This is a genomic window from Streptomyces sp. JLSY215 (assembly GCF_059682825.1).
In genome coordinates this window covers 8,106,393-8,131,599 of the sequence record NZ_CM185022.1, presented here as the reverse complement: position 1 = coordinate 8,131,599, position 25,207 = coordinate 8,106,393, and the positions used below count along the sequence as shown (strand labels likewise).

General features: G+C 70.9%; 23 protein-coding genes. 15 read left to right on the top strand and 8 right to left on the bottom strand.

The genetic code is table 11. The annotated features are described in order from the left end of the window. Positions 1-12: 12 nt before the first annotated feature. The gene (locus AC5677_RS36110) at positions 13-684 is read right to left on the bottom strand and encodes a hypothetical protein (protein WP_497192103.1); all 672 of its coding nucleotides are present in this window, start codon (positions 682-684) and stop codon (positions 13-15) included. Positions 685-723: 39 nt separating this feature from the next. Continuing rightward, positions 724-1,527, bottom strand: a complete 804-nt coding sequence (locus AC5677_RS36105; protein WP_497192102.1) for a class I SAM-dependent methyltransferase — start codon at positions 1,525-1,527, stop codon at positions 724-726. A 187-nt stretch (positions 1,528-1,714) separates the two neighbouring features. Between AC5677_RS36105 and AC5677_RS36100 the strand changes: the two genes are divergently transcribed. Further along, on the top strand, positions 1,715-3,085 hold the full coding sequence (locus AC5677_RS36100) for a tetratricopeptide repeat protein (RefSeq protein WP_497192101.1): 1,371 nt from the start codon (positions 1,715-1,717) through the stop codon (positions 3,083-3,085). A 108-nt stretch (positions 3,086-3,193) separates the two neighbouring features. Then, the gene (locus AC5677_RS36095) at positions 3,194-5,029 is read left to right on the top strand and encodes a glycoside hydrolase family 15 protein (protein ID WP_497192100.1); all 1,836 of its coding nucleotides are present in this window, start codon (positions 3,194-3,196) and stop codon (positions 5,027-5,029) included. A gap of 447 nt (positions 5,030-5,476) precedes the next feature. Here the strand turns inward: AC5677_RS36095 and AC5677_RS36090 are convergent, their stop codons facing one another. Then, positions 5,477-6,208: a DUF7873 family protein gene (locus tag AC5677_RS36090; RefSeq protein WP_497192099.1), complete on the bottom strand. Its 732-nt coding sequence runs from the start codon at positions 6,206-6,208 to the stop codon at positions 5,477-5,479. A gap of 420 nt (positions 6,209-6,628) precedes the next feature. On the opposite strand from AC5677_RS36090, the gene AC5677_RS36085 reads away from it, so the two are divergent. From AC5677_RS36085 to AC5677_RS36075, 3 genes are all read left to right on the top strand, one after another. Beyond that, on the top strand, positions 6,629-7,885 hold the full coding sequence (locus AC5677_RS36085; RefSeq protein WP_497192098.1) for a cytochrome P450: 1,257 nt from the start codon (positions 6,629-6,631) through the stop codon (positions 7,883-7,885). Beyond that, a complete protein-coding gene (locus tag AC5677_RS36080) occupies positions 7,869-8,090 on the top strand; it encodes a ferredoxin (RefSeq protein WP_497192097.1) in 222 nt (73 codons plus the stop codon). The genes AC5677_RS36085 and AC5677_RS36080 overlap by 17 nt, the downstream gene beginning before the upstream one ends. 295 nt (positions 8,091-8,385) lie before the next feature. Then, the gene (locus AC5677_RS36075) at positions 8,386-9,222 is read left to right on the top strand and encodes a class I SAM-dependent methyltransferase (protein WP_497196886.1); all 837 of its coding nucleotides are present in this window, start codon (positions 8,386-8,388) and stop codon (positions 9,220-9,222) included. Between the two features lie 83 nt (positions 9,223-9,305). Here the strand turns inward: AC5677_RS36075 and AC5677_RS36070 are convergent, their stop codons facing one another. Beyond that, positions 9,306-9,887, bottom strand: coding sequence for a GNAT family N-acetyltransferase (locus AC5677_RS36070; protein WP_497192096.1), 582 nt, complete (start codon positions 9,885-9,887; stop codon positions 9,306-9,308). Positions 9,888-10,039: 152 nt separating this feature from the next. Between AC5677_RS36070 and AC5677_RS36065 the strand changes: the two genes are divergently transcribed. Both AC5677_RS36065 and AC5677_RS36060 read left to right on the top strand, forming a co-directional pair. After that, entirely contained in the window at positions 10,040-10,774 is a 735-nt protein-coding gene (locus tag AC5677_RS36065) for a Type 1 glutamine amidotransferase-like domain-containing protein (protein WP_497192095.1), read from the top strand. Positions 10,775-10,973: 199 nt separating this feature from the next. Then, a complete protein-coding gene (locus AC5677_RS36060) occupies positions 10,974-11,276 on the top strand; it encodes a hypothetical protein (RefSeq protein WP_497192094.1) in 303 nt (100 codons plus the stop codon). A gap of 39 nt (positions 11,277-11,315) precedes the next feature. Here AC5677_RS36060 and AC5677_RS36055 read toward each other — a convergent pair whose 3' ends face one another. Beyond that, positions 11,316-11,591 (bottom strand): hypothetical protein, encoded by a 276-nt coding sequence (locus AC5677_RS36055; RefSeq protein WP_497192093.1) that lies wholly within the window; start codon positions 11,589-11,591, stop codon positions 11,316-11,318. 309 nt (positions 11,592-11,900) lie between these two features. On the opposite strand from AC5677_RS36055, the gene gntA reads away from it, so the two are divergent. From gntA to AC5677_RS36035, 4 genes are all read left to right on the top strand, one after another. Further along, positions 11,901-12,560: a guanitoxin biosynthesis heme-dependent pre-guanitoxin N-hydroxylase GntA gene (gntA, locus tag AC5677_RS36050; RefSeq protein WP_497192092.1), complete on the top strand. Its 660-nt coding sequence runs from the start codon at positions 11,901-11,903 to the stop codon at positions 12,558-12,560. A gap of 200 nt (positions 12,561-12,760) precedes the next feature. Further along, positions 12,761-14,572: a TIGR03767 family metallophosphoesterase gene (locus tag AC5677_RS36045; protein ID WP_497192091.1), complete on the top strand. Its 1,812-nt coding sequence runs from the start codon at positions 12,761-12,763 to the stop codon at positions 14,570-14,572. 139 nt (positions 14,573-14,711) lie between these two features. Next, positions 14,712-15,215, top strand: coding sequence for a C40 family peptidase (locus AC5677_RS36040; protein WP_497192090.1), 504 nt, complete (start codon positions 14,712-14,714; stop codon positions 15,213-15,215). 119 nt (positions 15,216-15,334) lie between these two features. After that, positions 15,335-15,742, top strand: a complete 408-nt coding sequence (locus AC5677_RS36035; protein ID WP_497192089.1) for a thiol-disulfide oxidoreductase DCC family protein — start codon at positions 15,335-15,337, stop codon at positions 15,740-15,742. 86 nt (positions 15,743-15,828) lie between these two features. Here AC5677_RS36035 and AC5677_RS36030 read toward each other — a convergent pair whose 3' ends face one another. Together AC5677_RS36030 and AC5677_RS36025 are read right to left on the bottom strand one after the other, a co-directional pair. Further along, the gene (locus AC5677_RS36030; RefSeq protein ID WP_497196885.1) at positions 15,829-16,536 is read right to left on the bottom strand and encodes a L,D-transpeptidase family protein; all 708 of its coding nucleotides are present in this window, start codon (positions 16,534-16,536) and stop codon (positions 15,829-15,831) included. A 201-nt stretch (positions 16,537-16,737) separates the two neighbouring features. Then, the gene (locus tag AC5677_RS36025) at positions 16,738-17,313 is read right to left on the bottom strand and encodes an AMIN-like domain-containing (lipo)protein (protein ID WP_497192088.1); all 576 of its coding nucleotides are present in this window, start codon (positions 17,311-17,313) and stop codon (positions 16,738-16,740) included. A 265-nt stretch (positions 17,314-17,578) separates the two neighbouring features. On the opposite strand from AC5677_RS36025, the gene AC5677_RS36020 reads away from it, so the two are divergent. The 3 genes from AC5677_RS36020 (at position 17,579) to AC5677_RS36010 (ending at position 22,524) form a co-directional block, all read left to right on the top strand. Next, complete coding sequence (locus AC5677_RS36020) at positions 17,579-18,244, top strand: SMI1/KNR4 family protein (RefSeq protein ID WP_497192087.1); 666 nt, start codon at positions 17,579-17,581, stop codon at positions 18,242-18,244. A 223-nt stretch (positions 18,245-18,467) separates the two neighbouring features. Continuing rightward, entirely contained in the window at positions 18,468-21,233 is a 2,766-nt protein-coding gene (locus AC5677_RS36015) for a fumarate reductase/succinate dehydrogenase flavoprotein subunit (protein WP_497196884.1), read from the top strand. 307 nt (positions 21,234-21,540) lie between these two features. Next, positions 21,541-22,524 (top strand): IS481 family transposase, encoded by a 984-nt coding sequence (locus AC5677_RS36010; RefSeq protein ID WP_497189560.1) that lies wholly within the window; start codon positions 21,541-21,543, stop codon positions 22,522-22,524. On the opposite strand, the gene AC5677_RS36005 is transcribed toward AC5677_RS36010, so the two are convergent. After that, on the bottom strand, positions 22,521-23,486 hold the full coding sequence (locus AC5677_RS36005) for an Lrp/AsnC family transcriptional regulator (RefSeq protein WP_497192086.1): 966 nt from the start codon (positions 23,484-23,486) through the stop codon (positions 22,521-22,523). The genes AC5677_RS36010 and AC5677_RS36005 overlap by 4 nt on opposite strands. 229 nt (positions 23,487-23,715) lie before the next feature. On the opposite strand from AC5677_RS36005, the gene AC5677_RS36000 reads away from it, so the two are divergent. Then, entirely contained in the window at positions 23,716-25,188 is a 1,473-nt protein-coding gene (locus AC5677_RS36000) for an MFS transporter (protein WP_497192085.1), read from the top strand. The last annotated feature ends 19 nt before the right edge of the window (positions 25,189-25,207 follow it).

Here is a 25,207-nt window from a genome sequence, read left to right as displayed (position 1 = left end):
CGTCAGGCCGTGTCAGCCCGTCAGATCGGCATCGGTGGGGTAGCCGATCCCGGTGGCCGCGGCTGCCACGGCCGTCAGGGACGCCGTGCCGTTCAGGGCGCGGACCGTCTGCCGGTTGAGCGGGCACAGGTCGTACACCCGGCGCAGTGGGTCGATGTCCACCGTCGTCTCGTAGTGGTCCTCGGCGAACTCCTTGAACGCTTCCGGGGTCGGGTGGGTCAGCAACCGGAACAACCGGTCGGCACCGTCCGGATCCTGATGGCCGCCGGGGAAGTCGATCTCTCCCGCCTGCCAGCGATCGCTGCCTGCCTCCCGCCACAGGCAGGCAGTCACCCTGGGGATGCCCTCGTCCGTGAATGCCGGCTCCACGACGTGTTCCTGGAATGCCCGGGGGACGGTGTCGACGACACCCGGCCACGGCGCGTCCTCGGCCCAGGGGCTCATCGGCGACTCGTGGTCGAACCCTCGGACATAGGCACCCGCCCCGGAGAAAATGACGTCGAACTCGTCGCCGGAACCGTTGCGCATCGACGCGATCTCCGCCGTCTCCGACCACGTCGGGCCGAACGAGTGGTACCGCTCACCATCCGGGTTCAGCACCGCTTCGGCCATGGCCATCGCCCGGCAGAGGTCCCGGAGGGCCGGAATGTCAGGAAGCGCTCGGGCCACATCATGAACAGTCATGACGGCATCCAAGCCGATGCCACTGACACTCTCCCGGGGCTACGGACGTCGTCCCCACGCCGAGATCATCGGGGCGGTGGCGAGGTCGAGCCGTCCGGTGGCGACGTTCGCCAGGTGCCGGTCGATCTCCTCGTCGGTGGCAAGCCCTTCCTTCACCAGACGGTCGCGGATCTGTCGCACCGTCGCGTCCTCGAGCACGGCACACGCCGGCGAGGTGATCGGGAAGTACGCGTCGGCCTGCACATCCTCCAGACCGGCGGCGCGCAGCACCCTGGGGAGGGTGCGCCCGTACGAGAGGTCCGCGCCGCGCGCCGCCATCAGAGCGCGGAAGCCGGAGCGCAACCGGTTGGCGAGCCGCTGTTCGGGGCCCGACTCGTCCGGGCACAGCAGCGGCTGCAGCATGGGGTCGGCGTCCTCCAGGAGCAGCCGGCCGCCGGGCCGCAGCGCCTGGACCATCGAGCGCAGTGCCTCGGCGCGGTCGGCGACGTGCACCAGGACCAGCCGGGCGTGCACGAGGTCGAAGCCGCCGGACGGTGGCGGCTCGGTCGCCACGTCGTGGCACAGCACCTCGATCGCGCCGCCGGTGATGTCCCGGGTCCAGGACACGTCGATGTCGGTGGCGATCACCGTGCCCGTCGGGCCGACCCGTTCGGCCAGCCCGAGGGGTACGGAGGGGCCGCCGGCGCCGACCTCCCAGCAGCGCATGCCGGTACCGATCCCGAGGCCGTCGACGTGCCGGAAGGTCACCGGGTCGAACAGCTCGGCGAGGGCGCCGAAGCGGATGCCCGCCTCCGACTGTTGGTTGTCCAGCAGATAGCCGCGGTCCGTGTCGTGCTCAGCCATGGGGCGATTGTGGCAGGCGGGGTCATCGGGGACCGGGCAACGGTGATCTGCGTCCGGCGACCGGAATTGCGCCGCGGCGTCCGAGTCGCTCTTTCCCCGGGCGCCGCCCACCGGCCACGATGGAGCGGCAGAAGGACGGCGACCACCCCGGGAGCAGCCAATGACAGCGGACCGTCACGGGCACCGCATGAGCGACACCGGCGCCGAGGCCGCCGCGCACTATGAACAGGCCCTCGATGACCTGCTGTTCTTCCGGCCCGAGGTCGTGGGGAGCGCGCAGGCGGCGCTCGCTTCCTCGCCGAGGTCGGTCATGGGACAGGCCCTGGGCGCGTACCTGGGAGTGCTGGCCACCGAGGAGAAGGACGCGGCCGTCGCACGGGAGGCGTTCACGCGCTTCCGCGCCGGCCTCGACGAGGATGCCGCCACGCGACGCGAGCGGATGCACCTGGCCGCCGTAACGGCCTGGCTGGACGGCGACATCCACGGCGCCGGCCGCCTCCTGGAAGACCTCACCGTCGCCTACCCCCGCGATGTGCTGGCGCTCTTCGTGGGGCATCAGATCGACTTCCTCACCGGCAATGCGCCGCGGCTGCGCGACCGCATCGGTGGCGCGCTGGGCGCCTGGAGCGACGACGACCGCCACCGCGGCCCGCTGCTGGGCATGTACGCGTTCGGCCTGGAGGAGACCGGGCACTACGAGCGCGCCGAGGATGCCGCTCTGGCGGCGCTCGCCCGGCATCCGCGCGACGTCTGGGGAATCCACGCCGCGGTGCACACCTACGAGATGCGGGACCGCTTCACGGACGGGATCCGCTTCCTCGACGCCCGGACCGACGACTGGGCGGCCGGCACCCTGCTCACCGTCCACAACTGGTGGCACTACGCCCTGTACGCCCTGGCGCAGGGCGACACCGCGCGGGTGCTGGAGATCTACGACCGCGCGATCCACCACGACGCCTCACCGGGTGCGGCGATGCAGCTGCTGGACGCCGCGGCCCTGCTGTGGCGGCTCCATCTGGCGGAGCACGATCAGAGCGCGCGGTGGGCACGGCTCGCCGACACCTGGGAGAGCCGCCAGGACGGCGCCCACTACGCCTTCAACGACGTGCACGCCGTGATGGCGTACGTGGGGGCGGGCCGTCTCGCCCAGGCCGAGCAGCTGGTGCGCGACCGTCAGCGGTGGGTGGCCGGTGCGGCACCCGGCGTGACCAATCTCGGTATGACCACCGACATCGGCCTGCCGGTCTGCCGCGCGCTGATCGCCTACGGCCGGCGGGACTGGGACCGGGCCGCCGATCTGCTGCTGCCGCTGCGGCACCGCCTGCACACCTTCGGCGGCAGTCACGCCCAGCGGGACGCTGTCCAGCGCACCCTCGTCGAGGCAACGCTCCGCGCCGGCCACGCCGACCTCGCGCGGACGCTGCTGAGCGAGCGCATCCAGCTTCGCCCGCTGTGCCCCTACAACTGGTCGGCCCAGGCCCGCCTCGAAGCGCACCTCGGCAACCACCCCGGTGCCGCGGACGCCCACGATCACGCCGGCGCGGGGACGGTCCGCTGACGCACGGCCCCTGAGGCCCCCCAGGGGCCCCGTTTCCGCTCGCCCCTCGCCGCCGCGCCCCCGGAGGTACCCTGAAGCCAGCGCTCCGCCCCCACGCCGGGAGGTCATATGACCGCCTGCGAAAGCCTCCGCCCCCGTAAGGCGGACGCTCTCCGCTACACCCCCATCGCCGAGCACGGCCTGATCGGGGACATGCGCACGGCCGCGCTGGTCGGCACGAACGGCACCATCGACTGGTACTGCTGCGCGCGCTTCGACGCGCCCAGTGTCTTCGCGGCCCTTCTCGACGCCGACCGCGGTGGCGCCTTCGCCCTGGCCCCGGACGTGCCCGCCCGCACCAAGCAGTTCTACTTCCCCGACACCAACATCCTGATCACCCGCTTCTTCGCCGACAACGGCGTGGGCGAGGTCCAGGACTTCATGCCGATCGTCGACGACTCGCGCGAGGCGGACCGGCACCGCCTGATCCGGCGGGTGCTGTGCGTCCGCGGATCGCTGCCGTTCACCGCGCACGTGGCGCCCCGCTTCGACTACGGCCGGCACGCCCACACGGTCAGCGTCGAGCAAGGGCAGACGCTCTTCCGCTCCCCCGATCTCTCCCTCGCGCTGACCTCCAGCGTCCCGGTCGACACCGACGGCACCGACGCTCGGGCCTCCTTCACGCTGGCGGAGGGCGAGTCGGCCGTCTTCGCGCTCGACCGGATCGGCGACGGCGTCCAGCCGCGTTCCTGCGCCGTGCTGGAGGCGGAAGAGCTGTTCGGCGCCACGGTGCGGTACTGGCGCACCTGGCTGTCGCAGTCGCGCTACCGGGGACGCTGGCGGGAGATGGTGCACCGCTCCGCGCTCACCCTCAAACTCCTCACCTACGCGCCGAGCGGCGCCATCGTGGCCGCTCCCACCACGAGCCTCCCCGAACAGATCGGCGGCGAACGCAACTGGGACTACCGCTACGTATGGGTGAGAGACGCCGCCTTCTGCATCTACGCGCTGCTCAGGCTCGGCTTCACCGACGAGGCAAAGGCGTTTGTGCATTTCCTGTCGGAGAAGATCTGCCTGAGTCACAGCAGCAGCGGCCCGCTACAGATCATGTACGGCATCGACGGCCGCAGCGAACTGCCCGAGGAAGAACTCCGCCACCTCGAAGGGCATCTCGGCTCCGCGCCCGTACGGATCGGCAACAACGCCGTCAATCAGCTGCAACTCGATATCTACGGCGCCCTGATCGACTCCCTCTATCTCTACGACAAATGGGGCGAGCCGCTCTCCAGCGATCACTGGGACACCATCGGAAGGCTCGTCGACTGGGTCTGCGCCAACTGGGACCAGCCCGACGAGGGAATCTGGGAAACCCGCGGCAAAATCCAGAACTTCCTGTACTCGCAGCTGATGTGCTGGGTGGCGATCGAGCGGGCGATCCGGATCGCCACGCACCGCGGTCTGCCGGCGGACATGCCCCGCTGGGCGGGGACCCGCGACGCGATCTACCGCCGGATCATGCAGCGCGGCTGGTCGCCCGAACGCCAGGCATTCGTCCAGCACGAAGGCGATAAAGTCCTGGACGCGTCCGTACTGATGATGCCGCTGGCCAAATTCATCTCCCCCACCGACCCGAAATGGCTCGCCACGCTGGAAGCGCTGGGCGAGGAGCTGGTCTCCGATTCGCTGGTCTACCGCTACGACCCCCGGAACAGCCCCGACGGACTGCGCGGCGAAGAAGGCACCTTCTCCATCTGCTCCTTCTGGTACGTGGAAGCCCTCTCCCGGGCCGGCCGCGTCGACGAAGCGCGGCTCGCCTTCGAGAAAATGCTCACCTACGCCAACCACCTCGGGCTCTTCGCCGAAGAAATCGGCCGCACCGGCGAGCAAATAGGCAACTTCCCGCAGGCGTTCACCCATCTCGCGCTCATCAGCGCCGCCTTCAATCTCGACCGCAAGCTGGGGTAGCGGCGGCAGCGGCCCGGGGCCGGAGGACCTGGAATGGAGCGGAAATGGAGCGGGCCCGGGGGCGTAGCCTGCCCCCGAGCCCTGTGATGCCACCGCATTGCGCACGCCGGAACGGTTGAGAGCGCGGGTCAGTCATCATGTCGTCGTGTTCTGCCTTTGAACTACCGCGCATCGAGGAAAGAGCTGCACGGGCCGGACTTGAACCGGCATCCGACGACCGGGCCCGGCCCGGTCGATCCGGCGATCGGTGGCGAATACTGAGACTGGAGCGAGAGTCTGAGATTGATTGCGGTCCGCCTCTGCCGAGTTGGGCTACCGCGGCCCGGAAAAGCCGCGGGGAGGGCTTGAACCTCCACTGGAAACCGCATTCGTCACGACAAACTTCAGTTTCAGTTTGCGCTCCTCGCGCACCCCGGCCGCAAGGAAGCGACCGGGGAGTTGTAGACGCTACCCGAACAGGTAGCCGAAGACGACCTCACCCACGCGTTCGTCGGTGACGTCGGCGCCATTCGCCTCTTCCCGGGCGAATTTCACCGCCTGCTGCAACTTCTCGACCCTGTCCAGCAGTTCGTTCACCCGCCGTGCGGGCAGTGCGCCGGAGAACTTCACGGTCGTCCAGTAACCGACCGGGACATCCTCGTAGTACACATCCACCTGCGCCGGATGCTTGTCGGTGGCCTCCGCCTTCACATGGTTACGGGGCACCTTCTTGGTCCGTACGGTCCTGACGGGCTCGGTCTTCCAGGCGTCCGTCGAGGGGTCCTGCACCCAGGATTCGGAAGCGTCCAGCACCGGCAGTTTCCGCAGAAATGCATTCACATCGGTGAGCTGCTTCTCGAGGAACAGCAGATACGACACCGGTACCTGACGCAGCAGCGTCCGCCCCTCCACCTGGACATCGGCGCGCGCCGCGCAGTTGGCCCAGTCCTTGGTGGCGGTCACATCAAACAGCCGGGTCAGCGTCGCGGCCGTATCGCGGAGCACGTCCTCGGCCTTCACCTGCACCCGCGTCGCCTCGGGCGGCAGTTGCTCGCCCTCTTCGTCCTTGGGCTGATAGGTGCGAGAGATGCCGGCCAGGAGCGCGGGCTTCTGCAAACCATGGTGAGCGGCCGTCAAATCCTGATGAGTCTTGGACTTGATGCCCTTCTCCACGGCAATGATCTGATTGAGTTTCGCCACTTCGGCAAGATATCAGCGCACGCCTCCGCGGACCGAATATTTCTTCGAGACGACGGGACCCTCTGAGGCGCGGCGCTTCCGGCGCCCCACAGATGACCGCGGCTGCGCGGGACGGGGACCTTCGACTCGTGTGACGCCCTCGATGACACCACGCGGCGCCGCCATGACGCCAACCTGGCCGCCCCGCGACGACCGCACGAAGTCGCAGTTCACAGCCGTGCCGTCAACTCTTTCCAGCACACCTGGCGTCACCACCGCACCATTAAGGCTTGCCATGGCGTCAAAGTGATGCCATCATTGCGCCATGGACCTCACGCAGCCGGGGCACCACGGCATCTGACTGCGGTCCGGCCGCACCTCCTGCTCACCACCCGCCCGACCAGCGGGAATTGACGCCTACATCAAGAGGACGAGACAGCCATGCCTGAATTCGACACACCCGATCCGATCGAGGCCCAGGAGGCGGCGGCACCGCTCGCCGAGCTGCCGACGGCCCGTCCGACGGGCTGTCCCTTCGACCCGCCCGCCGAGCTGGCACGGCTGCGCGAGGAGCGGCCGCTCCGCCGGATGCGCTTCCCCGACGGGCACTTGGGCTGGCTGGCCACCGGCCACTCCGCGGTCCGCACGATCCTGGGTGACTCCCGCTTCAGCTCCCGGTACGAGCTGATGCACCTCCCGATGGAGGGGGCGCCCGCACAGCTGCCCCCGGCCCCGGTCGGCGACATGACCGGGATCGACGCGCCCGAGCACACCCGCTACCGGCGGCTGCTCATGGGCAAGTTCACCGTCCGCCGGATGCGCGAACTGACCGCGCGCGTCGAGCAGATCAGCGCCGAGCACCTCGACGCCATGGAGCGCCGAGGAGGCCCGCTGGACCTGGTGGAGGCGTACGCACAGCCCGTTCCCGCGCTGATGATCTGCGAACTGCTGGGTGTGCCCGCCGAGGACCGGGACGTCTTCCAGCGTCATACGTTCACGGTGACCGACCGGAGCACCACCCTGGAGGAGCAGGCGGCCGCCTACACCGCGATCCAGGAGATTCTCCACGCGCTGGTACTGACCAAGCGGGCCGAGCCCACCGACGATCTGCTCAGCGACCTGACCAGCAGCGATCTCACCGACGAGGAACTCTCCGGCATCGGCACCTTCCTGCTGGGTGCCGGACTCGACACCACCGCCAACATGCTCGCGCTGGGCACCTTCGCGCTGCTGAGCAATCCCGAGCAGCTCGCCGCGCTGCGCGGCGACCCGGGCCTCGCCGACCAGGCCGTCGACGAGCTGATGCGCTATCTGAGCATCGCCGACACCGGAATACGGGCGGCGCTGGAAGACGTCGAGCTGGACGGTCAGCTGATCAAGGCCGGCGAGACGGTCGTCCTCTCCGTCCAGGCCGCCAACCGCGACCCGGAGCGGTTCCCCGACCCCGACGTCCTCGACGTGCACCGCAAGGCCACCGGACATCTGGGCTTCGGCCACGGCATGCACCAGTGCCTGGGCCAGCAACTGGCCCGCGTGGAGATGCGCGTAGCGCTGCCCGCGCTCCTCACCCGGTTCCCGTCGCTGCGGCTGGCCGTGCCGCCCGAGGAGGTGCCGCTGCGTACCCAGTCGAGCATCTACGGCGTGCACGCGCTGCCGGTCACCTGGGACAAGGAGGAGAACGGTGGAACTCCGCGTTGACCGCGACCGCTGCTGCGGCGCCGGGATGTGCGCACTGACCGCTCCTGAGGTCTTCGACCAGGACGCCGAGGACGGCCGGGTTCTGCTGCTGCTCCCCCGGCCGCCGCACAAGCACCATGCGGCCGTCCGCGAGGCCGCCGGGCTCTGCCCCGCCGGGGCCATCTCCCTCGGGGAAGGGGGAGACATCGGCTCGTCGGTGCCGTAGCCGAACGGGCCGCCCGCGGCCGCGACACAGGAACGGCACACCGCTGCCGGACAGCCGCCCGCCGGTCGGGCGGCTGTCCGGAGTACGTCGGTACCGGCGTCCGTACCGCTGTCCGGACCGGCGTCCGTACCGGCGTCCGGACCGGCCGACGGGGCGGACGGAGCCGGTGCGCCGGACGCTCGAAGGGGCGTTGTCGGTGACGGACCGTAAGGTGATCCGTGGCTCGTTCCCGGCTCCTGCCTGCCGCGGGGACGGCGCGTGCGCTACGGTCCCGGCGACCGCGCAGGGGATCTTCGTGACGGGTTCGGAAGGGGGGCCGGTGGCGGCGACGGGGTTCGATGAGAGCGAGCGGCTGATCTGGGCGGGACGGGCTGCTGCCTATGCCCGCAGCTACGCCAGGCTGTGCGCCCATCCGGTGGCGCGATTGCTGGACGCCGCCTCGGTCGGTCCCGGTGTGCGGATGCTGGATGTGGGGACCGGGCCCGGCACGGTCGCGACGGCCGGGTGCGCGCGAGGCGCGACGGTGACGGCCGTGGACGCGGAGCCCAGCATGGTCGAGCTGGCCGGCCAGGCGGAGCCTGCGGCCGATATCCGTGTCGCCGCCCTGCCGGATCTTCCCTTCGGCGAGGGGGAGTTCGATGCCGTCGTCGGCAATTTCGTGCTGAATCACGTGGGCCGGCCCCGGGCCGCGCTGGCCGAGCTGCGCCGCGTCGTACGGCCCGGCGGCTGGGTCGCGCTGACGATCTGGGCGGCACCTCCCGCGGCGGGGCAGGCCTTGCTCGGCCGTGCCGTTCAGGCCGCGGGCGCGGCGCGGCCGGCCCACTTGCCGTCGCTCGCGCCCGAGGAGGATTTCCCGCGTGATGATCGCGGTCTGACGGATCTGCTGGCGTCCGCGGGGCTGCGCGATGCGGTCTGCGAGACGCTCCGGTGGGAGCATCGGGCGAGCGTTGAGGAGTGGTGGCGCGGTCCCGCGGCCGGTGTCGCGGCCATCGGGCAGGTGGTGCAGAGCCAGGCGCCGGGCATGCGCGCCGAGATCAGGCGTCACTTCGAGGCGCTCAGCGCGGAGTTCGCCGACGCCGACGGCATGCTGACGTTGCCGCACGCGGCCTTGCTGGCCCGTGCGCGTCGCTGACCGGTCGGCTCCGTGCGTTGCGCCCCGCCCCCTCACGTAGCGCACGCTCTCCCCGCGGAGGCGGCTCGCGTTCCGGCGGCTCGTCAGAGGGCCGGTGCGGCCGCTTCACCACGCCGCTGCCACTCGCCGCGGGTGAGTGCGTACTCGACCTCGCCGTGCTCGGATCCCTCGATCGCCTCCGGCCATTCCCCGGTGAAGCTCCGGACGAAGGACAGGCCCGCCTTCTCCATCACCCGCCGGGACCGCGTGTTGACGGCCATGGTGTTTGCCGTCACCCGCTCCACCCCCAGCCCCGTGAACCCCTTACCGATCAGGGCCCGCGCCCCCTCCGTGGCATAGCCCTTGCCCCAGGCGGCCTCGTTCAGCCGGTAGCCGAGTTCGACCACGGCGGAGCTGTCCGCGTCCAGCGGCCGGAATTCGAACCAGCCCAGAAAGACCCCGGTGGCCCTCTCCTCCGCGGCCCAGTAGCCACGGGTCCCGAAGCACGGGTAGTCGCGCAGCAGCCGCGGCAGGGTCTGCGTCCGGATCGCGTCGAGGCTCGTCGGCCGCCCGCCGTTGATGAAGCGCATCACGCCGGGGGCGTTGTCGAGGGCGAACAGATGGGTGTCGTCGCCTTCGGTGAACGGGCGCAGCACGAGCCGGTCGGACTCCAGGAAAATACGCATGCCGCGATCTTCGCCACCACCGGCCGGTTCCGCCACCGGCCCGTACGGAGAAAGGCCCGCACCACGGAGCACCCGCACCACGGGGAAGAGGCCGCACGCGGAGAAACGCCGTCAGGACCGGCGCCGCAGCCCTCTTGGTAGGGTCTTCGGCCATGAGTGCGCCGGAACCCACCATCCTCGCCACCTCAGGTGGTCACCGCATCGGAGACCGCACCCGGGTGACGTTCGGCCCCCTCGTGCATCACGCGGTCCATCTGTCGGGCGTCCATGGGCGCCGGCCTCGCGTCATGTATGTGGGTACGGCGATCGGCGATTCCGAGCACTTCACGGCGCGGATGAGTGAGGCCGCGCGGGTGGCCGGGTTCGACCTGACGCCGCTTCATCTCTTCCCGATGCCGAACGTCGAGGACGTGGCGGGCGCCGTCCTCGACCAGGACGTCGTCTGGGTCATGGGCGGTTCGGTGGCGAACCTGCTGGCGGTATGGCGCGTCCACCGACTCGATGCGATTTTCCGGCGCGCGTGGGAGGCCGGCGTCGTGCTCAGCGGTGTGAGCGCGGGATCGATCTGCTGGTTCCAGGGCGGCACCACCGACTCCTTCGGGCCTGAACTGCGCCCGCTGACCGATGCACTCGGATACCTGCCCTACGGGAACGGCGTGCACTACGACAGTGACGGTGGCCGCCGCCCCCTGGTGCATCGCCTCGTCGCGGACGGCACGTTGCCCCTCACCCACTGCACCGACGACGGGGTGGGTCTGGTCTACCGCGGAACGGAACTGGCGGAAGCCGTCACCGAGATCCCGGGAAAGAGTGCGTACATTGTCAGACGCGACGGTGACTCGGCCGTCGAGCAGCGCATCACACCACGGCTGCTGCCTTCGCCGTAGCCCTGGAAGGTCGTCAAAGGTTCCAACGTTCCAAGGGCACGAAGGTACGAAGGCGCGACGGAACGCAGCACGGGTCACCGCGGTGCGTCGTCAGCCCGGCATCCCCACGTCCCCGTATCCCCACGTCCCCTCATCCCACGTCCCCTCACCCTCACGTCCCCTCATCCCCGCATCTCCGTGAATAAGGACAGCCCCACCCGTGAAAAAGAGCGCGATAGCCGGCATCTTCCTCCTGACCCTCCTCCTGGCCGTCGGCATATACAAAGCCAGCGCTCTCACCAACGATCCCCTGACCCTCGCCGAATTCAACGAGATCAAGACCGGCAGCAGCCAGAAGGTCCTGCTCAAGTACGCCAGCACCTGCCAGGAGGACAACGAAGCCGGACACGCCCACGGCTACCCCACCACCTGGACGTGCTACGGCGCCGACGGCAGCAGCAATGCGGTGTTCTTCTACTCCGAGGGCGAACTGTTCAGCAAGACGCAGACGGGGCTTCAGTAAGGCGGCGGGGCCGTGCCGCGCACCGGCACACGGCCGCGGTCAGTCGTCCGGCATCTCCGCCAGCCGGAAGGGCCCCGCGGCGCCGGGGCCGAACATCACCGGCAGGTTCCGGCCGAGCGGCACCACGACGAGCGGCTCGTCGCGGTACTCGCGGAGGAACTTCTCCAGCGGCTCCCAGATGAGGCTCCGATACCCGGACTCGGTCCGCTGACGGTCGAAGGAGAGGGTGAGCGCGGACTCCTCCACGGTGACGCTCACCGCGTCCACCTCGAGCCACTCTCCACCGATCCAGGCTTCCAGCCTTACGTGCGACATGACGCAAGGGTGCCTGTCACCACACGAAACCCGCAATCGGCCACGGCGGGGCACCCGCCGATGGCGGCGCGGCGGCGCGTCCGCGGACGCTCGTGGGGAACCGCTCCGACCGGCGCGACCGGCCGCGCCGGCGGGTGATCAACGGGCCCGTGCCGCGCGGTGCGGAGCGGGTAGCTCGGTGACGTGGGGCGATGTGCGTTCACGTGACGTGATGGCGTCCGGGCCGGGCTTGACGAAACGGCCATCCCCGATCTTGACTGCCGGGGTCCCCACCACGGGTAGTGTCCCCTTACCAAAGGTCTCGCGAACATGACGGTTGACGCCTCCGCCGCCACTGAGGTCGCTCAGTTTCTCCTCGGCGACTCATTTCCCTGCCTGGCCGGCCGTTCGGCATGGCGGCAGGGCGGGATCACCCACCACCACTACACGTGGTTCGGGGATGACGATTCCGCCCGGCTGATGGCGGCTGACCTGCAGGCCTACGTGGAGGCGGTGGACTGGTCCGCCAAGCCCTTCACCAGCTTCGTGGCCACCTTCTCGGGTCCCCTGATGCTGTCGGAGCTCGACTTCGAGCGGCTGATGTGGGAGCAGCTGCAGGCCCTGCACGATCATGACAGCCTGACGCACCCGTGGGCCGAGGGCTACGACCGCGACCCGTCGTCCGGCGCCTTCGCCTACAGCGTCGCCGGGCACCCGTTCTTCGTGATCGGGCTGCACGAGACGCACAGCCGCATCGGCCGCCGCCCTCCGTTCCCGATGCTCGCTTTCAACTCTCACGCGCAGTTCGACCGGATAAAGGCCGCCGGGCTGTGGGACCGGCTGCAGGAGAAGATCCGTAAGCAGGACATCGAGCTGTCGGGCGATATCAACCCCAATCTCGTGGAGTACGAGAAGCTCTCCGAGGCCCGGCGCTACTCGGGCCGGCGCAAGCCCGCCGACTGGGCCTGCCCCTTCACTGCCCGGAACTGAGCCCGTACGCCGTCGCCCCTGAGGGACGCTCCGGCCCGCCGTACGGGGACGCCGGCGGGCCGTACCGACAGGTGATGGGTGTGACGCATTCCGGCCCCGTTCAATTTCCGGTCACGCGCGCCGCGGACTCTTTCGGAAGGAGATGTTCCGCTTGGTGACACCGCCGTGACCGGTACGCCGGCCACGGCACGGAGGGCCTCATGGCCGGTATGGACACCACCGCCAATCGTCGTCGATTCCTCTTCACGTCCGGTGCCGCGCTCGCCGGAGTCGGGGCCGGATGGGCGCTGCCGGGCCAGCGCCGCGGCAGTGCGTCCGCGGCCGCGCCCCCGCAGGCCGCTCCCGCCGCGTCCCAGGCCCGCCCGGGTGGCGGGCGAGCGGCACCGCATGGGGCCACCACCCTGGAGACCACGGCACGCCTGGCCCGCGGCAGCGGCTACCGGCGCATCGTCTCCGGCCCCGGCTGGCCGGTGGTCGTCCGGCCCGAGCTGGCCGCCGCGCGACCCGGACGCCAGGACCGGCGCACCGCGCTGGCGTGCTTTGTGCAATTCACCGACCTGCATGTGGCCGATGTCCAGAGCCCCTTGCGTACGGAGTTCCTGCGTGCGCGGTCGGCGGGGTCATGGCGGGCGCAGGAGGCCCTGTCGGTGGCCGGCTCGGTCTCGCTGGTGGAGCAGGTCAACGCGCTCGGCGGCGGCCCGCACACCGGCCGGCCGCCGGCGTTCGTCATGTCCACGGGGGACAACATCGACAACCACTCCGCGGTGGAGCTGGAGTGGTTCCTGACCCTCATGAGCGGCGGCCGCATCACGCCCAACACCGGCGACCCGCACGCGTACGAAGGCGTGCAGAACTCCGGTCTGCCGCTCTACTGGCACCCGGACCGGGGCCTGCGCGACCAGGACAAGCGGCGTGGCCTGCCGCAGATACCCGGCTACCTCGACGCCGCGCTGCGCCCGGTGGTCAGCCCCGGTCTGCGCATCCCCTGGTACTCGACGCCCGGCAACCACGACGATCTGCCGGGCGGCTGTCTGGCACCGCAGGATCCCCTGCTGCGGGACTACGTCACCGGGGCGCGGAAGCTGTTCGCCGTACCGGATACGGACGTGGCCGCCCTCGCCCGCGTGCTGAACACCGGCGGCGACCCGAAGAGCACCGTGCTCAAGGAGATCCTGCGCCGCAACGCCGCCGGGGCCCGCACCGTGACCCCCGACGAGCGCCGGCGCATGTTCACGCCGCACGAGTACCTGCGCGCGCACCTGGACCCGGCCTTCGCCGGAGCGGGACCGGTGGGGCACGGGTACCGCGAGGACCATCTGGACGGCGAGCGGATGTACTACTCGTTCCCCGTGGCGGAGGGGGTCATCGGCATCAGCATCGACACCACCTATCGCAGCGGTCACTACGAAGGGTCCCTCGGCAGCGAGCAACTCGCCTGGCTGGAGCGGACGTTGGCCGCGCACAGCACCCGGTACTACGACGCGGACGGGCGGCTGGTGCGCCATGCCGGGGCGGACGACGCGCACATCCTGGTCTTCAGCCACCACCACAGCCCCAGCATGACGCGGCGCCCGGACGCCGGGCGCGGGGAGGAGCGGCGGCACGACGGCGAAGAGGTGATCGCGCTGCTCGGGCGGTTCCCGAACGTGGTGGCATGGATCAACGGCCACAGTCACATCAACCGCATCACACCGCACGCCCATCCCACGGCCGCCCGGTCCTTCTGGGAGGTCAACACCGCCTCACACGTGGACTATCCGCAGCATGCGCGGCTCCTCGAACTCGTCGACAACCACGACGGGACCCTCTCCCTGTTCGGGACCCTCATCGAATCCGCCGCCCCGCATCGCACGGACTTCGACGATCTGTCGGCCGTGGGCCTCGCCTCGCTCTACCGCGAGCTGGCCTACAACGCCCCTGGCCTCGCCGCCAAGATGACCACCGGCGTGCACGAGGCGATGGCGGGTGGCGCGGCGGACCGGAATGTGGAGCTGGTGGTGCGGCGGGCCTGACGCGACCCTCATGAGGCCCCTGCGACCCCAGTGGGCTCCCGCGCCCAAGCAAGCTCACTGTGGTCTTGCCGAGGCGGTGCGCCCGGCCGAACTCCGGGTATCACCCTGGTAATCCGCCTTTGCGCCCTGGGAGCTGCTCATGAGGCACACCCACCCCCTGCCCGGCGACATCGGGCTCACCCAAATATCCGGCGTCACGGGCCAGTTGATCCGCTTCGGCCAATGGATCAACAAGGACGGCTTCGCCGACTACGAACACGCCTTCCTGGTCCTGCCCGAGGACCGGCTGCTGGAGGCCGAGCCGGGTGGGGCCCGGATCGGCGACCTCACCCGCTACAACGGCGCCAACGTCCTCTACGTCTGCCCGGCAGGGCTCACCGAGCGGCAACGCACCGCCATCTGCGAGGCGGCCACCTCGTACGTCGGGGTGCCGTACAGCTTCCTCGACTACTTCGCGATCGCCGCGCACCGCTTCCATCTGCCCGTTCCGGGGCTGCGCCGCTATATCTCCGGCACCGGCCACATGATCTGCTCCCAACTCGTCGACCAGTGCTACCAGGACGCCGGTGTGCATCTCTTCACCGACCACCGCTGGCCCGGTTATGTGACGCCGATGGCGCTCTACAAGCTGCTCGCCCGCTGATCCGGTCCGAGCGCCTTCGGGGTAACGTGGAGACGTCGCTTCGAACGGCGCTTCGGACGGCGGACCGGATGCCGATGCAGAGGGTGTCGTCGGCACGGCGCGAGGGAGGACGCGGGCGCATGGACAGCGTGGGCAAGCAGGCCGTACTCGTCTATGACGGGGACTGCGCCTTCTGCACGTCCGCGGTGCGGTTCGCCGAGCGGCGGCTGCGCCCGCGCTGCGCGGCAACGCCCTGGCAGTTCGCCGATCTGGAGAAGCTCGGCGTCAGTCAGCGGCGCGCCGAGCACGAAGTGCTGTGGGTGACGCCTCCCGGATCCGTGTACGGCGGCGCCCAGGCCGTCGCCAAGCTGCTGCTGAGCGCGCGCGGCGGATGGCCGCTCGTGGGGGCGGTGCTCACGCTCCCGCCCGTGCGCTGGGCAGCCCATGGCGTGTACCGGCTCATCGCGGTCAACCGGCACCGGATGCCGGGAGGCACGGCGGCCTGTGCGCTGCCCGCCGCCGCCCGCGTCCCGCGGCAGGAAGTCTGACGACACCGGGACGCCCGGTACGACACGGGACGCCCGGTGACCTCCAGGCCCCCGGGCGCCGCATTCCCGTTGTCCGCCGCTGTCCCTCAGGTGCCGGGCTTACGGCCGTAGACGTGGACGTCGTCACCGTTCCTGAGCAGGGACCAGTACTTCTTGGCGTCCTTGCTGCGCATGTTGACGCAGCCGTGCGAGCCGGGTGCCGACCAGACGCTGCCGCTGATGGAGTGGAACGCCTGGCCGCCGTCGAAGAACTGGCTGTACGGCATGGCGACGTGGTAGAGCGTCGACACGTGGTGCAGATGGCGCCAGTAGATCCGCTTGGCGCCGGTGCGGGTCTCGAAGCCGTTTCGGCCGGTGCGGATCGGTACGGGGCCGAACACCAGCTTCGATCCGTCCTGGACCCAGCTGATCTGGCGGGTCAGGTCGACGCAGGCTATTCGCCCTTTGTTGGTGGGGCACTTGTGGGCCTTGTTGGGGTGGCGCCCGGCCGCCTTCTGCTGGGCGACCACGCGCATCACGCCCCAGGTGACGGGGCCCGCGTAGCCGATGTTCGGCGTGATGCCATGGCTCGTCTGGAACGCGCGGATCGCCCGGCAGTCGGACGCCGATTGCCGGCCGTCCACCCGCAGCCCGAGGAACTTCTCGGCCTGCTTCTGATACGGGCCGCGGACCGCGTAGCACGGGGACGCGGCAGCGGCCGAGGCGGGAGAACCAAAGGCCACCGTCAGTGGCACGGTCAACGCCGTGAGGGCGAGCGCCGCGCCCGCTCTGTGGGCGGTGCGGGACCGCCGCATGCGGAGGTTCAGTAGTCGTTTCATACCGGGTAGGACCAATTGCCCCACGCGCCGGTTGCAGGCCGGCCCACCCGGAATATTTCCTCCGTCGTACTTCGGCCACCTGGGCGGCGGTTCGGGCGGTGCCGGGCCATGGGTGCACGAAGCGGCCGCCCGGCCGCACCTGAGGTGCGGCCGGGCGGCCCTTTGGGTGACGGTGCATCACCAGGAGTGCGCGACGTCCACGATCAGCTGGTGGCCGGACTGGGACACGCGGAACGGCAGCTTGGCGCGGGTGCCCAGGCCGACCTGGGTCTGTCCCTCGAAGCTCGCCCCGAACTTGGTGTCCTTGAACGTCTTGTATCCGGTGATGTTCACGCCCGGCAGCGGCTTCCCCGCCTTCCCGGCGTAGGTCGGCTTGCCGGTCGCCGTGTCATAGCTGGGCGCGGACACGAAGATCTGCAGGATGGCCCCGCCCTTGACCGGTATGCGCTCGCCGGACCCGTCCTGGTGGAACGCATCGACGTATCCGACGTGGTAGCCGACCTTGCCGCCGGTCCCTCCGATGTCGAAGACCATGCGGTCGTAGCACGCGCTTCGGCTGGTGGTGATGTTCTTCAGCGGCTTGGCGTTGGCGTCCTCGCCCGACTTGGCGCCGCTTCCCCAGGCCGTCGAGCAGGCCTTGGCCGACGCGGCCTTGCCCACCGGTGCGGATGCCGCATGCGCCGAGCCGGCCGTCGCCGCCAGGCCGGCGGCCGCCAGCACGAGTGCCGCGGCCGCTGTTCCCCACTGTCGCAAGATCTACCTCACAGAAGAATTGAGTACAGGTGCACGCGAGAGGAGGTCGTAACCGGCAAAAGCGTTGCGCATCGGTCGGAATTTGGCCAATGACGGCGCGAAGTTGTCGTAAAGCGGGGGCGTCGCGGCGGTGACTCGGGGAGCGTTGCGGCGGTGAGGCGGGCGCGTTTCGGCGGTGACGACGGGCGCGGGCGGCCGTGGACGCGGGGCCGGTCGCCGCACCCCCCGGCCGTACCGATGGGCCGAGCCGCCCTAAGGTGGCCGGATGGGCGACAACGAGACACCCGCCCGGGACCGGCCCGCACCGGGAACCGGTCGGCCCGCACCGGCGCCGAGCGACGGCACGGACCACTGGGACGCGGCGTCGGTCCGGGCCCGGATCGACGCCATGGCGCGTCAAGACCCCGACTGCGCACGCTTCGGCGCCGACCTGCACCGCTACCGGCTCCGGCCGCCGCTGCCCACCGCCGAACTCCATGCCTTCGAATCCCGGCACGGCATCGAACTCCCCCACGCCTACCGCGGCTTTCTGACCCAGGTGGCCGACGGCGGCGCCGGCCCGCACCACGGCCTGTTCCCGCTGGAGGGTCCCTGCTACGCGGGCGGCTACGACGACTGGGCCGCGGACGACGAACGCGAACAGGACCGGCGGCCCGGATTCCTGTCGACGCCCTTTCCGCTCACCGAGGCCTGGCGTCCCGGCCCGAAGGAGCGGTTCGACGCCGTCGCCATGGTGACGGGTTCCCTGGCCGTCGCCGAGACGGGATGCGGCGGCTTCGCCCGTCTCGTCGTCACCGGCGAGGGAGCCGGGCGCATCTGGTTCGGCGACCTGACGGTCTGGCCCCACCTGACGCCGGGCCCCGACTTCCGCGAGTGGTACGCGTCCTGGCTGCGATCCGACCCACCGGGGAGCGCCGCCCGTCGGCCGTGACGGGGGCGGCGCCGAAGCGTCGCGGAGGTGCCGGCGGGGTGGCCGATCTTCCTGCGGCGGAGCGGAAACAGCAGGTCACGGCCATGGTCAGCAGGGCGGACAGTGGCGCAATACTGCGGCAACACCACAGCCCGTAACGCGTCGGTATGGTCCGGCGCAGGCCCGCCGAAGGCATCCGCCGCCGCGCCGGCCTGCCCTAGCTGCCGCGATGAGAGGCACCCCCATGGAGATCCCCGCCCCCGACGCCCCAGAGGAACTCTCCTGCGACGTCCTGGTCATCGGCGGCGGCACCGCCGGCACCATGGCGGCGCTCACCGCAGCCGAACACGGCGCGGACGTCCTCCTCCTGGAGAAGGCGCATGTGCGCCACTCCGGTGCGCTCGCCATGGGCATGGACGGCGTCAACAACGCCGTCGTCCCCGGCCGCGCCGAACCCGATGACTACGTCGCCGAGATCACCCGCGCCAACGACGGCATCGTCGACCAGTCCACCGTCCGCCAGACCGCGACCCGCGGCTTCGCGATGGTGCGGCGGCTGGAGTCGTACGGCGTGAAGTTCGAGAAGGACGAGCACGGCGAGTACGCGGTCCGCCAGGTGCACCGTTCCGGCTCGTACGTGCTGCCGATGCCGGAGGGCAAGGACGTCAAGAAAGTCCTCTACCGGCAGCTGCGGCGCCGCGAGATGCGCGAGCGGATCCGGATCGAGAACCGCGTGATGCCCGTGCGGGTGCTGACCGGGGACGACGGCCGGGCGATCGGTGCGGTGGGCTTCCACACCCGCACGGGCGCCTTCGTGGCGGTCCGCGCGGGCGCGGTGATCCTCGCGACCGGCGCCTGCGGCCGCCTCGGCCTGCCCGCCTCCGGCTATCTCTACGGCACCTATGAGAACCCCACCAACGCGGGCGACGGCTATGCCATGGCCTACCACGCGGGCGCCGAACTGACCGGCATCGAGTGCTTCCAGATCAACCCGCTGATCAAGGACTACAACGGCCCGGCCTGCGCCTATGTCGCCAACCCCTTCGGCGGCTACCAGGTCAACCGGCACGGCGAGCGGTTCGTGGAATCCGACTACTGGTCGGGGCAGATGATGGCGGAGTTCGCGGCCGAGGTGGCCTCGTCACGCGGGCCGGTCTACCTCAAACTCAGCCATCTCCCCGAGGAGTCGGTCTCCGCGCTGGAGACGATCCTGCACACCACCGAACGCCCCACCCGCGGCACCTTCCACTCCGGGCGCGGCCACGACTACCGCACCCACGACATCGAGATGCACATCTCCGAGATCGGGCTGTGCGGCGGGCATTCGGCGTCGGGCGTGCGCGTCGACGACCATGCGCGCACCACCGTGCCGCGCCTGTACGCGGCCGGGGACCTGGCCTGCGTCCCGCACAACTACATGATCGGCGCGTTCGTCTTCGGCGACCTGGCGGGCGCGGACGCCGCCCGGCACTCCGCGTACGAGGGCGCACTGCCCACCGACCAGCTGCGGGCCGCCCATGAACTGATCTACCGGCCGCTGCGCCACCCCGACGGTCCGCCCCAGCCCCAGGTCGAATACAAGCTCCGCCGCTTCGTCAACGACTATGTCGCCCCGCCCAAGAGCGGCGCCCGTCTGTCGCTGGCCGTCGAGCACTTCACGCGGATGCACGCCGACATCGCCGCCATGGGCGCCCGTACCCCGCACGAACTGATGCGCTGCGCCGAGGTCACCTTCATTCGCGACTGCGCCGAGATGGCGGCCCGGTCGTCACTGGCCCGGACCGAGTCCCGCTGGGGGCTCTACCACGAGCGCACCGACCATCCGGAGCGCGATGACGCCGGGTGGCTGCACCACCTCGACCTGCGCAAGTCCGCCACGGGGACGATGGAGTTCACGGCCCGGCCGGTGGCGCCGTACCTCGTGCCGGTGGACGAGTACGCGCCCACCGGCGGCGCGTCCCGCTTCCTCGGGGAGGTGCATCCCGAGCAGGTGGCGACGGCGGGCCCGCGCGACACCCCGCCGATGGGCGCGACGGCGGCCGCCACGACCGCGGGCGCGGGCGGCGGCGCGGCCGGACCGGAGCCGGTCGCCGCGCCCGCCCCCCGCATCCTCGAACTCCTCGCCCTCGCCGAGGACCAGCCGGACCTGCCCGCCCTGCGCCCCTACCTCGCCGACCCCGACCCGGCCGTCCGCCGCGCCGCCGTCGACGCGCTCACCGAAAGCGTCCCGCCCGGCACCGGGCAGGCCCTCGCCGCCCTGCTCGCCGACGCCGACCCGGCCGTACGGGCGGCGGCCGGTGCCTCGCTGCGCGAACTGGTCGAGGTCCTGCCGCCGGACCCCGGGCTGCGCACACCGCTGAGCGATGCGGCCGTGCGCGGCGCCGACGCCCTCGTGCGCGCGGCGGCCCTGCACGTCCTGTACGTGCGGGGTCTGGGCGAGCGCCCGCTGTACGCCGCCGCCCTCGCGGACCCCGTGGTGGACGTCCGTATCCAGGCCGTCCGCGCCCTGGTCTCCGTCGACGCCGCCGACGACCTCCGGCGCGCCGCCACGGACCCCTCCCGCGAGGTCCGGGTCGCCGCCGCGCACGGACTGGGCGGCGTGGGCGCGCCGGAGCACCTCGCGACGCTGCTCGGCGATGCGGACCTCCTCGTACGGGCCGCGGCGCTGGCGGCACTGGCCAGCACCGGCTGCCCGCCGCCGTACGCGGCCCTCGCCGTCGCCGCCCTCGACGACGAGGCCTGGCAGGTCCGCTCCGGCGCCGCCCGCGCGCTGACCGCCGCCGCCCCCGAAGCGGCCGTCCCCGCACTGCGGTCGGCCCTCGCCGACGGCCATGCGGACGTACGCAAGGCCGCGGTACTGGCCCTGGGCCGCCACACCGCGCACCCGGACGCCCTGCGCGCCCTGGCCACGGTCGCGGACGACCCGGACGCCGATGTCCGTGCCTACGCCCGGCTGGCGTCCCGGGGCCCGGAACACCCGCCCGCGCGATCGGGCGCGAGGGGGGAGTGAGCTGGGGCGTGTCCGATGGGTCAGGCCCTAGGGCGTGTCCGCAAACTCCCGTCGTTCGCCCGGAGGGCGGGCGCGCGGCGTCTGGTGCGGTGCATCGCAAGGCGGAGGTGCGCCCGCATAGTGGTTCTATGCGGGTGTGCCGACAACGCCGCGAGGTGCCGTGCCAGGCGTCGCGCGCCAGGCGGGAGTTTGCGGACACGCCCTAGGTGTATTGATCACGAGCGTTGTTAACGGTCGCTGAGCTTGATCATGGCGAAGACCTCCGGTGTGGTGGAGGTGTCTAGGACTACACCGTACGGAGGTCTTCGTGTCCCACCGTAACGCCCGGCTGACCGTCTTCGGCAGGCGGCTGCTGGTCGAACGTGTCCGCTCCGGCCGCCCTGTGGCTCATGTGGCGGCTGAAATGGGCGTATCCCGGCCCACCGCGCACAAGTGGGTCCGACGCTGGCGAGCCGAAGGCGAGGCGGGCCTGCACGACCGCTCCAGCAGACCTCGCACCACCCCGCACCGCACAGGGTCCGAGACCGAAGCCCGCGTCTGCGAACTGCGGCAGAGCCGCAAGCTGGGACCTGCCCGCATCGGACCGATCCTGGGCCTGCCGGCTTCCACCGTGCACCGCATCCTCACGCGCCACGGACTGCACCGCCTGGCCTGGCTGGACCGGCCCACCGGCCGGCCGGTAAGGCGTTACGAGCGGGCCCGGCCGGGCGAGCTGGTCCACGTCGACATCAAGAAGCTGGGCAACATCCCCGACGGAGGCGGATGGCGCACGGTCGGCAGAGAAACCGGCGACCGCAACCGCCAGGCCACCACCGACCAGCGCAGAAGCTGTAAACCGGTGATCGGCTACAGCTACATCCACTCCGCCGTCGACGACCACTCCCGCCTGGCCTACAGCGAAGTCCTCACCGACGAACGCAAAGAGACCGCCGCAGGCTTCTGGCAGCGGGCCCATGCCTTCTTCACCGCCCACGACATCACCGTCGAACGGGTCCTGACCGACAACGGCCCCTGCTACAAGTCCAGGCACTTCACCCGCACCCTCACCGCCGCGGGCATCGCCCACAAACGCATCCGCCCCTACCGCCCACAGACCAACGGCAAGGTCGAACGCTTCAACCGCACCCTGCTCGACGAATGGGCATACCTACAGCCCTACACCAGCAACACCCAACGCACCGAAGCCCTGACAGACTTCCTCCACACCTACAACCACCACCGATGCCACACCGCACTGGACGGGAAACCACCCATCAGCCGCGTGAACAACGCTGCGGGTCAATACACCTAGGCCCGGTCCCCCACCGCCGCCGTGACGACCCCGGCCCGCTTGTACGTGCGCAGCAGCAAGGCCGTCTCGGCGCCCGTGAGTCCCTCCAGTTCGGCGAAGACGCGGGCGGTGAAGGCGTGCAGGTCCTGGGCGGAGCGGTGGCTGGTGTAGCCCAGGACGTTGGCGCGGCCGGTGGTGATCAGGAGGTGCCGTACGTCGCTTTCGCGGGCGAGGTGGCGTACGGCCGCGTCGAGGGCGCGGTGCTCCAGGCTCAGGCGGAAGCGGGCCTCGACCGGGAAGCCCAGTACCTCGGGTTCGGCGTGCATGCGGAGGTGGAGGACATGGGACTCCATCAGGCGGGTCAGCCGGCGGCGAGCCGTGGTTTCGCCCACGCAGAGCTCGCGGGCGAGCCGGGTCATGGGGGCGCGGGCGTCGCGCTCCAGGAGGGCCACCAGGCGCCGGTCGAGTTCGTCGACGACCAGCGGTGGGGGCGGCTCGCCGCCCTCGGTGGCGCGCAGGCGGGCGGCGGTGGGTTCCTCGCCGTACGGGTCCCAGTCGTTGGCGGTCAGCAGCAGGCGCAGCACGACCGAGGTGTGGATGTCGGTGACGCCCGGGATACGGGCGATGGAGCCGTCCACGGTGGTCAGGAGGTGGTCGGGCCCCGGGACGATGACCTCGGCGACGACCTCGGAGGAGCCCGAGGCGACATCGACGGCGCGGGTGTCCGGCCGCTGGGCGAGGGCGACGGCGGTGTCGTGCAGCCGGCCCGGGGCGCAGCGCACGCCCAGTTCGACGACCAGGCCCTCGCCGAGGAATTCGGGCACGAGGAACGCGGTGAAGCGCACCAGCCCGGCCCCGACCAGGCGGTCGAGCCGGCGGGCGATGGTGCGTTCATGGACGCCCAGGCGCTCCCCCACGTCCGCGAAGGCCGCTCGGGGCTCGCGGCTGAGCACCCGGACGATGGCGTGATCCAGCCCGTCCAAAACCTCCGGCGCACTGCTTTCCCTGCCTGAATCCGCCAATGATCACCCCTAGGATGCGGGTTTCCCTCGTTCTTACGGTCGAATATTGCCGAGGGTACGCCGCCCCCGCCACATTGGGCAGCACTTTCCGCCACCGGCCCTTCTCAGCCACCGTGGCGGCTTCCCCTTCTGGCACGTCCGGCACGGCACTGCCCCCGCGTGCCCTCACAGAACAGGTGCGGCACCCTCCATGACCGAGACCGGAGCCCTTGGGCTCACCTCTCCCGCCGGATCCGGCGGGGCCGCCGGAGGCGGGCGTCGTACGACCCCGGCGGCGGCCGTGATCATCAGCCTGGTCCTGGTCGAGCTGGCGAGCGGCGTCACCCAGGGCTTCCTGGGCCCGCTGCTCAAGGGGCTCACCGCGACCCTGCACGTCACCGTCGCCCAGCTGAACTGGATCAGCGTCGCCAATCTCCTCGCCAGCGTCGCCTTCACCCCCGTCCTCTCCCGGCTCGGCGATCTGCACGGACACCGCCGCGTACTGCGCTGGAACCTGGCCATCGTGCTGCTGGGCTCGGTGCTGGTGGGCGTGAGCCGGTCCTTCGGACTGCTCCTCGCGGGTTCGGTGCTGCAGGGCGCCTTCGCGGGCTTCTTCCCCCTGCTGGTCGGCATCGTGCGCAACCGCCGCACCGCGGCGGAGAACCGCCGGGGCATCAGCTTCATGGTCGCCGCTCTGGTCAGCGGGCTCGCGCTCGGCACGGTGTGCAGCGGACTGATCGCCCAGTACGTGGCCCGGCCGACCGCCGCCCTGTGGGTGCCCGCGCTGGCCGTGACGATCGCGATGGCGGTGACCTGGCCGCTGCTGCCGGAGAGCGATGCGCGTCCCGACGGCAGGGCCGACTGGGTCGGCGCGGTGCTGCTGTGCACCGGCCTGGTGGCGATCATGCTCGGGCTCGGGCAGGGCGGCGCCCCCGGCTGGGCCTGGACCTCGCCGAAGACCCTGGGCAGCCTCGTCGGCGGACTGGTGGTGACCGGCATCTGGGTGCTGGTGGAGCTGCGCACGGCCGAGCCGGTGATGGACGTACGGCTCTTCCGCCGACGCAATGTCGTCGTGGTGGCGCTGGTGACGCTCACCTTCAGCTCCTGCATGCTCGGGCTGCTGGTCGCCAGTCCGGTCTTCCTCAGCACCTCGCGCGCCGAGGCCGGTTACGGGCTCGGGCTCTCCCCGCTGATGACGGCGTTCGCCCTGTTGCCCAACATGCTGGCCCTGGTGCTGGGTGCGCTGATCGCGCCGTCCGTCGCCGGGCGGATCTCCGACCGGCTGACGCTGGTCACCGGCTCGCTGCTGATGGCCGCCGGAAATCTGGCGACCTTCGCCTGGCACCGCACGCTGCTGCCGTATCTCGTCTTCACCGCGGTCGTCGGGCTGGGCAGCGGGCTGCTGCAGCACGCCACCCGGACCCTCGCCGTGGAGGCGGTGCCGCAGCACCAGACCTCCGTGGGCTCCGGCATCAATGAGCTGCTGATCAATGTTGGCGGCTCGCTCGGCGCGGCCGTGGTGCTGTCCGTCTTCGCCGCGCAGACCGCCGCGGGCCGGCCGCTGCCGGCCGTCACCGCCTACACCCACTCGTGGGCGATCTGCGCGGCCGTGTCGCTGGCCGGCGCGCTCATCGCGCTGCTGTACCGCCGCGGCCGCACCCCTGACGGGCCCGGGTCCCGCTGACCCCGCCCGACCGACCCCA